We start from the raw sequence: 13050 nt of genomic DNA on the forward strand, positions 1-13050 counted from the left end.
GCGTTTATCAGTTCCCCGGTTTTCCGTTGCCAACCCGCTATCGTTCTCCCCTATCACAGCAATCATTATCATCGCTCCAAATGAACTTGATAATCATTCGCATTTTGATAGCATAAAACATAGCAAAGGCTATATTTCCAGAGGCAGAAAATGACCAACAGTCGCGTTGAGAATAGCAGCGGTCGCGCAGCGCGCAAGATTAAGCTCGCCCTGATGGGGCCGGCGTTCATTGCTGCCATTGGCTATATCGATCCGGGTAACTTCGCCACCAACATTCAGGCCGGCGCCAGCTTTGGCTACCAGCTGCTGTGGGTGGTGGTATGGGCTAACCTGATGGCGATGCTGATTCAGGTGATGTCGGCGAAGCTGGGCATCGCCACCGGTAAAAATCTGGCGGAGCAAATTCGCGACCACTACCCGCGTCCTGTGGTGTGGTTCTACTGGGTGCAGGCCGAAATTATCGCTATGGCGACCGATCTTGCCGAGTTTATTGGCGCGGCTATCGGATTTAAGCTGGTGCTCGGCGTGTCATTGCTTCAGGGCGCTGTATTGACCGGAATTGCGACCTTCCTGATTCTGATGCTGCAGCGTCGCGGTCAAAAGCCGCTGGAAAAAGTGATAGGCGGGCTGCTGCTGTTTGTCGCCGCAGCGTACGTCGTTGAGCTTATCTTCTCCCAGCCCGCGCTGGCACCCCTGGCGAAAGGGATGATCGTGCCTTCACTGCCGACCAGCGAAGCGGTGTTTCTTGCCGCCGGGGTATTGGGGGCGACCATCATGCCGCATGTTATCTACTTACACTCATCGCTCACTCAGCACCTGCACGGGGGGACGCGCAAAGAGCGCTATAACGCCACGCGCTGGGATGTCGCCATTGCCATGACCATCGCGGGTTTTGTTAACCTGGCCATGATGGCGACCGCCGCCGCCGCCTTCCACTTTAACGGCCACACCGGGATTGCCGACCTCGATCAGGCCTATCTGACGCTGGAGCCCTTGCTGAGCCACGCGGCAGCTACCATCTTTGGTCTGAGCCTGATAGCGGCGGGTTTATCCTCCACGGTTGTGGGAACCCTGGCAGGGCAGGTGGTAATGCAGGGCTTTATCCGCTTCCATATCCCGCTGTGGTTTCGCCGGGCGATCACCATGCTGCCGTCGTTTATCGTCATTTTAATGGGGCTGGATCCCACGCGTATTCTGGTGATGAGCCAGGTATTGCTGAGCTTTGGTATCGCCCTCGCGCTGGTGCCGCTGCTGATATTCACCAGCGATTCCCGGTTAATGGGCGACCTGGTCAATTCCCGGTGGGTAAAACTGCTGGGGTGGGGGATAGTTGCGGTCGTTGTGCTGCTTAACGGCTGGCTGATTATTGGAACGATATTCAGTTAAGCGTGACGATGAAAAAGGGAGCCGAATGGCTCCCTTTGCGATTAATGATGCCCGTGGCCATGTCCGCGTCCGCCGCCTGGCCCACGCCCCCAGCCGCCGCGTCGGTCATCGCGATCTTTCCAGCCTTCGCGATAGCCGCGTTCGTAGGCTTTACCTTTATCCCAGCCGCGATGCCAGCCGTTGTCGTGACGGCGCCAGCGGTTATCGCGCCACTCATAGTGTCGACGCCAGTAATCACGGTCGCGCCAGCCGCCACCGTCCCAGTAGTTACCGTAATTGTCGCGATCGCCAATTTGTAATTTTATTGATGGCAACAGGGTGATTTCACCAGCGTTAGCGACCAATGGCGCTGAAGCCAGAAGCACTGCAGCCAAAATCAGTGACCTGAACATACTCTTCTCCTTCACGATCGGGGCCGTTGTCGGCCTGTTAACCTGATATTACGGGGCGGTAAAGCCCCGCCGCATCGGAGGAACTCCTAAATCGCAAGTGAGAGCACTTTTTGCTAAAGTAACAATGAATTTACACCGCAAGGATCGCGTCAATGGTGGCCCGTTCTTCGGCGCTGAAATGGCGGTTTTCCAGCATGCCAACCGCATCGTCGAGCTGCGAAGTTTTACTGGCGCCAATCAGTACCGACGTCACTTTCTCATCGCGCAGTACCCAGGCCAGCGCCATCTGTGAGAGCTTCTGTCCGCGGGATTCGGCCAGCGTATTCAACTGACTAATCTTTTCCAGCTTGCTTTCAGTAAGCTGCTCCGGTTGCAGGAACCGGCTGCCGCTGGCGGCGCGGGAGTCCGCCGGGATACCGTGCAGGTAACGGTTGGTGAGCTGGCCGCCCGCAAGCGGTGAAAACGCTATACTTCCCACCCCCGCGCTCTGTAGGAAATCGAGTAATCCCTCCTCGACCCAGCGTTCAAACATCGAATATTTGGGCTGATGAATCAGACACGGCGTGCCGAGATCGTTAAGGATATTGACGGCTTCCCGGGCCTGTTCGAGCGGATAATTCGATAATCCGACGTAGAGCGCTTTCCCCTGGCGGACGATGTGGTCCAGCGCGCTCATGGTTTCCCGCAGCGGCGTTTCGGGATCGGGGCGGTGATGGTAGAAGATGTCGACATAGTCGAGACCCATTCGCTTAAGGCTCTGGTCGAGGCTGGCAATCAGGTACTTGCGCGATCCCCAGTCGCCATAGGGGCCGTCCCACATGGTGTAACCGGCTTTACTGGAGATAATCAGTTCATCGCGATAGGGCAAAAAATCCTCTTTCAGGATGCGGCCAAAATGACTCTCCGCCGAACCCGGCGGTGGCCCATAGTTGTTGGCTAAATCAAAATGAGTCATGCCGAGATCAAATGCGTGACGCAGAAGCTGGCGGCTGGTTTCCACCCGCGTTTCGTCGCCAAAATTGTGCCAAAGCCCAAGAGAAATCGCCGGTAGCTTTAGTCCGCTATGACCGCAGCGGCGGTACTCCATCGTTTGATATCGCGTGGCGTTTGCCTGGTAAACCATACTTCCTCCGCAGATAAAACAGGGTTGTGTATACGTTTACACTAAAGAATGTTTGCCGCGGAGTACACACCCTGAAGGCGTAAATTTTGCTTTCCACCGCCATTGTTGAGCGCAATCTGGACAGCGCACCTGCTTATTCAATACTCAACTTACCTGCACGAGAGGAGAGTAAGGATATGCAACCGACTTATACCATTGGCGATTATCTGTTGGATCGTCTCGTAGATTGCGGCATAGACCGCTTGTTTGGCGTACCGGGTGATTACAATTTACAGTTTCTCGACAGCGTTATCGCGCAGCAGAGCTTAGGGTGGGTAGGCTGTGCTAACGAGCTAAACGCCGCCTATGCCGCCGATGGCTATGCGCGCATTAAGGGCGCGGGCGCGCTGTTGACCACCTATGGCGTCGGTGAACTGAGCGCGCTCAACGGCGTTGCCGGGAGCTACGCTGAGCATGTACCGGTCCTGCATATCGTCGGCGCTCCCTGTACCGGCGCACAGCAGCGCGGCGAGCTGCTGCACCATACGCTTGGCGACGGTGATTTCAGCCACTTTTCGCGTATGAGTGAACATATTACCTGCTCTCAGGCGGTGCTGGCGGCGGGAAATGCCTGCCATGAAATAGACCGGGTACTGAGTGAAATGCTGACCCAGCATCGCCCCGGTTATCTCATGCTGCCGGCCGATGTGGCCAAAGCAAAGGCCACCCCGCCAGCTCACCGCTTGCTTATTCACACGCTGCCCGCCGACGAGAACCAGCTGGCCGGGTTCCGCGAGCACGCCGAGCGGATGCTCAGAAGCAGCCGTCGCGTATCGCTGCTGGCGGATTTCCTCGCCCAGCGCTATGGACTACAAAACGCTCTGCGAGAGTGGGTGGCGAAGGTGCCGGTTGCTTACGCCACAATGCTGATGGGCAAAGGGCTTTTTGATGAGCAGCAGCCTGGGTTCGTCGGGACTTATAGCGGGATAGCCAGCGCAGAGGATACCCGCGATGCCATTGAAAACGCGGATACCATTATCTGCGTCGGCACGCGTTTTACCGATACCATTACCGCCGGTTTCACCCAACACCTTACGCAGGAAAAAACGATAGAAGTCCAGCCCTTCGCCGTTCGGGTTGGCGATCGCTGGTTTAGCCGGGTACCGATGGAAAAGGCGCTGGATGTCTTGATCGAACTCTCTGCCAGCCTGGCGGCAGAATGGCATGCGCCAAATGTTCAGGCGCCGGGCGTCAGCGGCGCGCCAGAGGGGAGCCTGACGCAGAAAAATTTCTGGAGTACGGTGCAGAAACAGCTGCGCCCGGGAGATATTATCCTTGCCGATCAGGGGACGGCCGCTTTTGGCGCCGCCGCGCTTAAGCTGCCCGCTGACGCAACGCTGATTGTCCAGCCGCTATGGGGATCGATAGGCTTTACCCTTCCGGCAGCCTACGGGGCGCAAATCGCGGCAGCGGACAGAAGGGTGGTGCTGGTTGTTGGCGATGGCGCTGCGCAGTTAACTATTCAGGAGCTGGGGTCGATGCTCAGAGATAAGCAGCGCCCGCTGATCCTGTTGCTCAATAACGAAGGCTATACGGTCGAGCGCGCGATTCACGGCCCCGAGCAGCGCTATAACGATATTGCGCTCTGGGACTGGAATCGCCTGCCTGACGCTTTTGCGCCGGATGTCCCTTCCCGATGCTGGCGAGTGACGCGCACCCACGAACTGCAGGAAGCGATGAATAGCAGCGTCGCCTCAGACAGGCTGACGCTGGTGGAGGTGATGCTGCCAAAAATGGATATTCCCGACTTTCTGCGCACGGTCACTCAGGCGCTGGAAGAGAGAAACAGCCGGGTTTAATCTCCACGCTTCCTGGCAATCATCAAGGGTTTATCGGCCAGCAGCAGCCAGGCCGGAAGCATGACGATACACAGCAGCGGAAGCAGCGTGGAATCGGGCACCACGACCGCTGCCATAAACAGGCTCAACCAGCCATCACGCGTCACTACCAGCGTCAGTCCGAGGATGGCGCAGGAAACGGTGATGGCTGCCGGCACGGCATCCACGTGTGCGTGAAGCATCAGGCCTAGCGCGACGCCGACGAACACCGCCGGAAAAATTCGACCGCCGCGAAAACCACAGGCGGCCGCCAGCACCAGCGCCGCCAGCTTCACTAAAGCAATAAGCATGTAATCGCTGGCGGTTAACGTCTGGCTGAAGGCTAATTGCTGCATTTCATCCAGGCCTTTAAACAGGGTGATATGCCCGCCGACGACGCCCAGGATCCCCAATAAAAATCCGCCAATACCGAGGGTTAAGATCGGATTTTTCAGCCGCTGCATCAGCGCGTGCAGGCGCGGTAAGCACCAAACGCCAACCATGCCGACGGCAATAGCAATCAGCGTCACGATAGCGCCGCTAAAGATATCGACAAGCTGCCACCGCTCGTAGTGCGCAATAGGTAACGAAAAGTTGGGGTGGAAAAACAGCCCGGTGGTCAGAGAACCCGCCGCCGCGGCAAGTAAGGGGGCGAAGAGTCGGTCCCAAAGCGGGACATCGTTACTGCTGTTCAGCGTTTGCGAAAAGATCAGCGCCGCGGCAACAGGTGTGCCAAATAGCGCCCCGATAGTGCCGGAAGACGCCAGGATCGTCCAGTCCAGCGCGCTGACTCGCGGGAAAAGGCGGGAGCCAAGCGCCACCGTGAGGGCGATATTAATCACCATGATAGGATGCTCCGGCCCGAGGCTAACGCCGCCCGCCAGGCCGACGATCAGCGCAGCGAGCAGGCCGGGCAGAGCGCCGGGACTCACCGGTGCGCCAATGAGTGACTCGGTGGCCGGATCGGGTCCGGCGTGACCAGGACTAAAACGCACGACCAGACCCACGGCGATGCCGGTGCCGGTGAGGATAGCTATCGTCCAGAAAGGGCCGCTGGCGTTCATACCCAGCAATCCAGGCAGGCTACTCCAGAGAATATTCTGCAGCATGGCTGCCGTTTTCATCGCCACAATCAAGACCAGGCTGGCAGCAATACCAATCACGATTGCGGGTATCGATAACAACAGCATCGTTCTGGCGCGCGGGTGCAGCATGAAAATATCCTTCTGAAGGTTTCGACGCACTACTTTGCCCGGGGGCGTTAAGGTCGTTGGCGCAAATGGTGCTGAAACGATAAAGTAAAGAGCTGGCCTGACGATCGGCCGCACAATAATTTCATAAATTACAGCCTAACTGTGACGTAGGTCGCTAAACAAAGGGCGCTTATGCGTTGGTCGTTGTTGTTAGGACGTCATGAATTTAGAGTGTGCCAAAGAATCATTTTGACTTTAGCGGAGCCGTAACGGAATGACAAAATTTGCTTTAGTAGGGGACGTTGGCGGAACGAATGCTCGTCTGGCGTTATGCGATCTGGCAAGCGGGGAGATCTCCCGTGCTAAGACCTATTCCGGGCTCGATTATCCCAGTCTTGAAGCCGTTGTTCAGGTCTATCTGGAAGAGCATAACGTCCAGGTAGAAGACGGCTGTATTGCCATCGCCTGTCCGATTACCGGCGACTGGGTGGCGATGACCAACCACACCTGGGCATTTTCTATCGCTGAGATGAAAAAGAACCTGGGTTTCTCGCATCTGGAAATCATTAACGATTTTACCGCGGTATCGATGGCGATCCCCATGCTAAAAGCTGAACATCTGATTCAGTTTGGCGGCGCGGAACCGGTGGAAGGCAAGCCGATTGCCGTCTACGGCGCCGGTACCGGGCTGGGCGTTGCTCATCTGGTACACGTTGATAAGCGCTGGGTGAGCCTGCCGGGTGAGGGCGGCCATGTGGATTTCGCCCCCAATAGCGAAGAGGAAGGCATTATTCTCGAAGAGCTGCGCAGCGAGCTGGGGCACGTCTCCGCTGAACGCGTCTTATCTGGGCCGGGGTTGGTCAATCTTTATCATGCGATCGTGAAGTCTGACGGGCGTCTACCGGAAAATCTGCAGCCTAAAGATGTGACCGAACGCGCGCTGGCCGATACCTGCATCGATTGCCGCCGCGCGCTGTCGCTGTTTTGCGTCATTATGGGCCGATTTGGCGGTAACCTGGCGCTGACCCTCGGCACCTTTGGCGGCGTGTATATTGCTGGCGGTATCGTGCCGCGCTTCCTTGAATTCTTCAAAGCCTCCGGCTTTCGCGGCGGTTTTGAAGATAAAGGCCGATTTAAAGCCTTCGTCCAGGATATTCCGGTCTATCTGATTGTCCACGACAATCCGGGACTGCTGGGCTCCGGCGCGCACCTGCGTCAGACTCTGGGGCAGATTCTGTAAGCCCCGTCTCTTACCCGAATAAAATGATTATTCGGGTAAATCCTCTACAGATGCATGAGCTGGCGAAACTCTTTCACCTTGCTGCGGCTTACCGGAACCTGAAACTCAAGGTCGCGTAGCCGCAGAATATAGGTGTTGTTGAACCAGGGTTCGATTTCGCGAATTTTGTTCAGGTTGACGCAGTACGAGCGGTGACAGCGGAAAAAGTGCGCCGGCGGTAGCTTGTTGCAGAACTCCGTGATATTCATCGGCATCACGAAGGACTCCTTGCGGGTATAAACGAACGTCATCTTTTCATGCGCTTCCGCGTAGTAAATATCGTGGATGCTGGTGACGATAATCCGTTCATCTTTAACCAGATTAATCGTGTCGTTTTCCCTGGCTGGATTGGCCGTTGCCCCGCTACCGGTGCTGACCTGCTGCTGTTGCTGCCAGGCGCCGGTCAGCTTTTGCAGCATGTTGATAATGCGCGATTCCTGGTAGGGCTTGAGAATATAATCAAACGCCTCCAGCTCAAAGGCTTCCACCGCATGCTCTTTCCACGCGGTAATAAAAACGATAAAGGGCTTATGCGCGAACTGGCTGATGTTTTGCGCCAGCAGTACGCCATCCAGAGATGGAATATTGATATCGAGAAAAATGGCGTCGACTTTGTTGTGCTGTAAAAACTTCAGCACATCCAGACCGTCGTCAAAGGTGCCGACAATCTCCATTTCGCTATGGGTGTTAATCAACCAGGTGAGCTCTTGCTGCGCGAGGAACTCATCCTCCACAATGATGACCTTCATTTTATCTCCGCTCATGACAGCAGCGACTCCGTAGCCACCTGGGGCGCGTGTTGGGTTGGCACATAGAAGGCAATTTCGGTCCCCGGCGTCAGGCGTCGGATATGCAGTCCTTCCCCGTACAGTAGCTTGACCCGGTGATGAACATTGAGTAAACCGATTTTATTTCCCGGCATTTCGTCAGCCTCTACCCTCGCTACCACCGCAGGGTCGATACCGTTCCCTGTATCGCGAACGCTAATTCGTACCCGATTCCCGCACTCATTGATGCCAATGGTCACCACGCCTTTTCCTTTGCAGGGCTGAATCCCGTGGACGATAGCATTCTCCACCAGCGGCTGAATTAGCAGGCTGGGGATCATAAAGCTGACTTCATCATCAATATCATAAATCACCGTCAGCTTGTCGCCGAAGCGAGCCTGTTCAATCGCGATGTAATCCTTGATTTGATACAGCTCCCTTTTGATATCTATCTGTTCATCATCTTTTAATTCAATGTTGTAGCGTAAATAGCGCGACAAATTAAAAATTAACTGACGCGCGGTGTCCGGATTCATGCGAATCGACGATGAAATGGCGTTCAGCGCATTAAATAAGAAATGGGGATTGATTTTGCTTTGCAGCGCCCGCAGCTCGGCTTTATTGGCCATTTCACGCAGCTGTTCAGCGCGGGAAACCTCCAGCTGCGTAGAGATAATTTGCGACAGGCCTACCGCCATTTCCTGCAATGAAGAGGTGATGCGGTGCGCGTGGCAGTAATAGATTTTTAGCGTACCGGTAACGACGCCTTTTTCCCACAGCGGAATGACCAGCATAGAGTGTATTTCCGGCGTCCGATGAGCCTCATCATTGTTTTTAATAATGATTTTTCCATAGCGGATCGCCTGTTGCGTCGTTGGGCTGATAAAGTCATCGTTATCGCGGTAGTTGATTTCCCCGACGCCGACGTAGGCCATCACGTGTTGGGTATTGGTAATCGCGACGGCATCGGCACTGATATCGCGGCGGATAATGTCGCATACCTGACGCAGGGACTCGCTGTTGACGTGGCGAAATAGCGGGAGCGTTTTGTTGGCGATGTCGAGCGCCAGTTTTGCCTGACGGGCGGCGCTGGCTTCCTTTTCCCCCTCAACGCTCTGCACCAGCAAAACGATAAAGCCGATACATACGCTGCCAAGGATCATCGGAATACCAATCTTAGACACGATGTCTATCCCCAGCGCGAATGAAGGCGCCCACACGATCACGAGAATCATGGTTAAGGTTTCGCATAGCATCCCGGCGAGGATCCCCGCTTTCCAGCGCTGTGCTTTCGGCACTTTACGACCAATAAAACCAGAGAGCAGACCGGCGACAATGCTGGTAATAAAGCAGGGGACGGCGGTGACGCCATCAATATCAATCAGGTAGCGATGTACGCCGGCGATCGCGCCGACAATAGCCCCAACCCACGGGCCGAACAGGATCCCGCCGGACATGACCGCGATAATACGCACGTTGACCAGCGATCCCTCGACCGGTACGCCTGACCAGGTGCTAAAGAGGGCAAAGAGAGAGAAGATCGCGGTAACGGCCAGCAATTCTTTAGGGGTGTGCGCGGATTTATGCAGAAGTTCACGAAACAGGCGCAGGCGAATGAGGAAAAAGAGACAAATCAGCATTAATGCCGCGCGGTCAAAAACCGCCAGCAGCATAGTAAATATTTCGTGCATGTGTGCGCCGTGTTAATCGCGAGAAAGCAACATGATAGAAAACCTCGCGGCAGAAGGCCAGCTGAAGGCATGAATAGGGAAAAGTCTTACAAATAAAAGGGGATTAATAACAAACACCCGCGATTCAATAGCGTCTACGGATGAGCAAGCATTTAAGTAAAATTAAAGATATCAGCATGTTAATTTTGATGTAGTAGGCGAGGAGGGGAAAGAACGTTGCTGCCGTATTTAGTCGGACTGATGCCCGTTTTTATCGCCAGAAATTATTTTTCTCAGCCCCTCTCGACAGCAGGAAAATTTTCGGGTTATTTTCTAAACGTGCTGCACAGGCAGCAGCGTCGCTCGGACGGTCCGGGCGCTAACGTTAATCCGAGGAATCTATGGCTGAATTCAGTCCTGAACGCCGTTTTACGCGTATCGATCGTCTCCCCCCTTACGTTTTTAATATCACTGCTGAACTAAAAATGGCTGCGCGACGCCGCGGCGAAGATATTATTGATTTCAGCATGGGTAACCCCGATGGCGCCACTCCGCCGCATATCGTTGAGAAACTCTGCACCGTTGCCCAGCGTCCCGATACCCACGGCTATTCTACTTCCCGCGGCATTCCGCGCCTGCGCCGGGCGATTTCTCGTTGGTATCAAGAGCGCTATAACGTTGAGATCGATCCGGAATCAGAAGCGATAGTCACCATTGGTTCAAAAGAGGGGCTGGCGCATCTGATGCTGGCGACGCTTGACCATGGCGATACCGTACTGGTGCCAAATCCCAGCTATCCCATCCATATTTACGGTGCGGTGATTGCCGGAGCCCAGGTACGTTCGGTACCTCTGGTCGAAGGCGTGGATTTCTTCAACGAGCTTGAGCGCGCGATTCGTGAGAGTTACCCGAAGCCGAAAATGATGATCCTCGGTTTCCCCTCCAACCCGACCGCGCAGTGCGTCGAACTGGAGTTCTTTGAGAAAGTCGTGGCGCTGGCGAAGCGTTATGACGTGCTGGTGGTGCACGATCTGGCCTATGCCGATATTGTTTACGATGGCTGGAAAGCGCCCTCTATCATGCAGGTCCCCGGCGCGCGCGATGTCGCCGTCGAATTCTTTACGCTCTCTAAAAGCTATAATATGGCGGGCTGGCGTATCGGCTTTATGGTCGGTAACAAAACGTTGGTTAATGCGCTGGCGCGTATTAAAAGCTATCACGATTACGGCACTTTCACCCCTCTACAGGTTGCGGCGATTGCCGCGCTTGAAGGCGATCAGCAGTGCGTTCGCGATATTGCCGAGCAGTATAAACGTCGTCGCGATGTGCTGGTGAAAGGGTTGCATGAGGCCGGATGGATGGTGGAATGTCCGAAGGCGTCAATGTATGTCTGGGCGAAGATCCCAGAGCAGTATGCGGCGATGGGCTCACTGGAGTTTGCTAAAAAGCTGCTGCAGGATGCAAAAGTCTGCGTTTCTCCGGGCATTGGCTTTGGAGACTATGGCGATACCCATGTACGCTTCGCGTTAATTGAGAACCGCGATCGTATCCGCCAGGCGGTGCGCGGCATTAAATCGATGTTCCGTGCTGACGGGCTGCTTCCCGCATCGGCTAAGTTAACCAGCGAAAGCCACGAATAAAAAAAGGAGCCGAGAGGCTCCTTTTTTTAACACCGTTAAAGCTAGATCATCAGGGCGAAAGTACCGGCCCAAACGATGACCATAAAAGAAATGCCCATTAAGAAATATTTCACGACTCATCACTCCGCGCTCTCGGCGAGACGCCTTAAATGAATTTGCTCTTCATTGCCTGCTCAGCTATCGCTCAGGAAAACGACGCTTTTTCAGCGGGCGGTAGCTGTAAATTCTGAGCGTAAACGGCTCCAGATGGCGCTAATGTACGCCTAAAAAATGAGGGAAACAAGAGCCATTTTTTTATTAATTTTTAGTTACTTACGAGTGTCGTGATTCGGCGACACATTAATTTCATTCGGTATTAAATTTCATTCTGGCGACGGTCATTAACAACAGTTTTTGTACTGATATAGTTATTTGATTTTGTGCTTTTTTTTGCCTGAATGCGGGAGGAGTTAACTATCCCGCATGAGGAGATAACGGGTTTAGCGAGCGGCTGAATCCTGATGTTGCCACTCTTGCGGGTAGCGTGCGGGAGCGAAACGCAGCGTTAAGGCCATTAAGGCCAGGACGCAGGCGGCGTGAAGCATCCAGTCGAGCTGGTAATTGCCGCTTAAACTCCGCAGCAGTCCCGACAGCCAGGGGGAAAGCCCGGCGACAATAAAGCCTACTCCCTGCATAAACGCGACCAGTCGGCCCGCAATGGCGGGGTGCCTGGCGTGATCGAGCGCCAGGACCAGACACAGCGGAAATGCGCCGCCAAGCCCAATACCGCAGCAGATGGCCCAGACAAGCGGTACCTGCTGCGGTAGCCAGATAAAACCGCAGAAGCCGACAAGCTGTAAGGCCAATGCCAGCATCAGAAGCGTTCGTCGATCCTCATGTCTGGCCAGGATGGGCAGCAGGAGCGCTCCGCCGGTCTGGCCGATGGTCATTAACGCCAGCAGGGTACCGCTGAACTGCGCGCTGTAGCCCGACTGCATATAGTAAGGCGGCAGCCAGGCAATCAGGCTGGCATAGCCGCCATTGATCAAACCAAAATAGAGGCTAAGCGTCCACGCGCGACGATGGCGAAAAAGCGTGACCCGGGTTGTTGATGGCGTCCGGGCGGGTAACGTTCGGCTTAGCGGCCACCAGCAGAGGAGCGCGGCGGCGGCGGGTAACGCCCACCACGCAAGCGCGTGATACCAGATAGCGCTATGCTGCGCCAGCCACGGCGTGAATGCGGCGCCCAGGCCGCCGCCGCCCATCAGCGCCGCGGACCAGAGCCCCATCACCTGCGGCGTCCGACGATGAAAAAGACGCTTTATCACCGCGGGAATGAGCGCCTGAATAATACCAATGCCGATTCCGCCAAGGAGCGCGCTGCTGAGTAATAGCGCGCTCTGCGGCGCCAGTTCGCGAAGTAAAGCCCCGGCGACGATCGTTAACAGGCTGAGGGAGATACTTTGGCGCTCGCTGAAATGACGGTTAATCCAGCCGCCGGCTAGCGCCAGCAGACCCATGGCGATCACCGGTAGCGCGGTGAGCAGAGAGGCAAGCGTGAAGCTCATGCCGCTTGCCTGCTGGATCTGCGGAAGGAGCGGTCCAACGGAGGTCAGCAGCGGACGCATATTGATACCGATAAGCACCAGCACCAGCAGCATCGTGCCATTACGTTGCTTCAGGTTCATCGTTGAGTAGCCGGCGTTTGTTTCGCTGTGGGGAAGGTATTGAGGCAACTCATGCCGATCTCCTGTGGCGTTTGGTA

The 13050-nt window shown here is 55.3% G+C and carries 11 protein-coding genes; 4 read left to right on the forward strand and 7 right to left on the reverse strand.

What is annotated here, in order from left to right:
* Positions 1-150 precede the first annotated feature (150 nt).
* Positions 151-1386 (forward strand): Nramp family divalent metal transporter, encoded by a 1236-nt coding sequence (locus CDA56_RS18500; RefSeq protein WP_025106644.1) that lies wholly within the window; start codon positions 151-153, stop codon positions 1384-1386.
* Positions 1387-1427: 41 nt separating this feature from the next.
* On the opposite strand, the gene CDA56_RS18505 is transcribed toward CDA56_RS18500, so the two are convergent.
* Together CDA56_RS18505 and mgrA are read right to left on the reverse strand one after the other, a co-directional pair.
* Positions 1428-1778: a DUF2502 domain-containing protein gene (locus tag CDA56_RS18505; protein ID WP_014230302.1), complete on the reverse strand. Its 351-nt coding sequence runs from the start codon at positions 1776-1778 to the stop codon at positions 1428-1430.
* Between the two features lie 130 nt (positions 1779-1908).
* Positions 1909-2901 carry an L-glyceraldehyde 3-phosphate reductase gene (gene mgrA, locus CDA56_RS18510; RefSeq protein ID WP_049082531.1) on the reverse strand — a complete coding sequence of 331 codons (993 nt, stop codon included), beginning with the start codon at positions 2899-2901 and terminating at the stop codon, positions 1909-1911.
* A 176-nt stretch (positions 2902-3077) separates the two neighbouring features.
* Here mgrA and CDA56_RS18515 point away from each other — a divergent pair, with 176 nt between their 5' ends.
* Complete coding sequence (locus CDA56_RS18515) at positions 3078-4739, forward strand: alpha-keto acid decarboxylase family protein (protein WP_064377548.1); 1662 nt, start codon at positions 3078-3080, stop codon at positions 4737-4739.
* Here CDA56_RS18515 and CDA56_RS18520 read toward each other — a convergent pair.
* Complete coding sequence (locus tag CDA56_RS18520; protein WP_103814837.1) at positions 4736-5971, reverse strand: ion channel protein; 1236 nt, start codon at positions 5969-5971, stop codon at positions 4736-4738. The genes CDA56_RS18515 and CDA56_RS18520 overlap by 4 nt on opposite strands.
* A gap of 253 nt (positions 5972-6224) precedes the next feature.
* On the opposite strand from CDA56_RS18520, the gene glk reads away from it, so the two are divergent.
* Positions 6225-7190, forward strand: a complete 966-nt coding sequence (gene glk, locus CDA56_RS18525; RefSeq protein WP_004852938.1) for a glucokinase — start codon at positions 6225-6227, stop codon at positions 7188-7190.
* A 44-nt stretch (positions 7191-7234) separates the two neighbouring features.
* Here glk and CDA56_RS18530 read toward each other — a convergent pair whose 3' ends face one another.
* Together CDA56_RS18530 and CDA56_RS18535 are read right to left on the reverse strand one after the other, a co-directional pair.
* Complete coding sequence (locus CDA56_RS18530) at positions 7235-7978, reverse strand: LytR/AlgR family response regulator transcription factor (RefSeq protein ID WP_102802951.1); 744 nt, start codon at positions 7976-7978, stop codon at positions 7235-7237.
* Positions 7979-7989: 11 nt separating this feature from the next.
* On the reverse strand, positions 7990-9669 hold the full coding sequence (locus tag CDA56_RS18535; RefSeq protein WP_161506375.1) for a sensor histidine kinase: 1680 nt from the start codon (positions 9667-9669) through the stop codon (positions 7990-7992).
* A gap of 398 nt (positions 9670-10067) precedes the next feature.
* On the opposite strand from CDA56_RS18535, the gene alaC reads away from it, so the two are divergent.
* Positions 10068-11306 (forward strand): alanine transaminase, encoded by a 1239-nt coding sequence (alaC, locus tag CDA56_RS18540; protein ID WP_009654875.1) that lies wholly within the window; start codon positions 10068-10070, stop codon positions 11304-11306.
* A 41-nt stretch (positions 11307-11347) separates the two neighbouring features.
* Here alaC and ypdK read toward each other — a convergent pair whose 3' ends face one another.
* Positions 11348-11419: a membrane protein YpdK gene (gene ypdK, locus CDA56_RS18545; protein ID WP_077777854.1), complete on the reverse strand. Its 72-nt coding sequence runs from the start codon at positions 11417-11419 to the stop codon at positions 11348-11350.
* Positions 11420-11785: 366 nt separating this feature from the next.
* Positions 11786-12973: a cyanate transporter gene (locus CDA56_RS18550; RefSeq protein WP_049082533.1), complete on the reverse strand. Its 1188-nt coding sequence runs from the start codon at positions 12971-12973 to the stop codon at positions 11786-11788.
* Positions 12974-13050 lie beyond the last annotated feature (77 nt).

It is taken from the genome of Klebsiella michiganensis (assembly GCF_002925905.1).
GTDB classification, from domain to species: Bacteria; Pseudomonadota; Gammaproteobacteria; order Enterobacterales; family Enterobacteriaceae; genus Klebsiella; species Klebsiella michiganensis.

Excerpts from the sequence above, each read along its gene's own strand:
- CDA56_RS18505 (WP_014230302.1), bottom strand. The coding sequence starts at position 1,778 with ATGTTCAGGTCACTGATTTTGGCTGCAGTGCTTCTGGCTTCAGCGCCA.
- CDA56_RS18530 (WP_102802951.1), bottom strand. The coding sequence starts at position 7,978 with ATGAAGGTCATCATTGTGGAGGATGAGTTCCTCGCGCAGCAAGAGCTC.
- CDA56_RS18535 (WP_161506375.1), bottom strand. The coding sequence starts at position 9,669 with ATGCTGCTGGCGGTTTTTGACCGCGCGGCATTAATGCTGATTTGTCTC.
- CDA56_RS18500 (WP_025106644.1), top strand. The coding sequence starts at position 151 with ATGACCAACAGTCGCGTTGAGAATAGCAGCGGTCGCGCAGCGCGCAAG.
- alaC (WP_009654875.1), top strand. The coding sequence starts at position 10,068 with ATGGCTGAATTCAGTCCTGAACGCCGTTTTACGCGTATCGATCGTCTC.
- glk (WP_004852938.1), top strand. The coding sequence starts at position 6,225 with ATGACAAAATTTGCTTTAGTAGGGGACGTTGGCGGAACGAATGCTCGT.
- CDA56_RS18550 (WP_049082533.1), bottom strand. The coding sequence starts at position 12,973 with ATGAACCTGAAGCAACGTAATGGCACGATGCTGCTGGTGCTGGTGCTT.
- CDA56_RS18515 (WP_064377548.1), top strand. The coding sequence starts at position 3,078 with ATGCAACCGACTTATACCATTGGCGATTATCTGTTGGATCGTCTCGTA.
- CDA56_RS18520 (WP_103814837.1), bottom strand. The coding sequence starts at position 5,971 with ATGCTGCACCCGCGCGCCAGAACGATGCTGTTGTTATCGATACCCGCA.
- mgrA (WP_049082531.1), bottom strand. The coding sequence starts at position 2,901 with ATGGTTTACCAGGCAAACGCCACGCGATATCAAACGATGGAGTACCGC.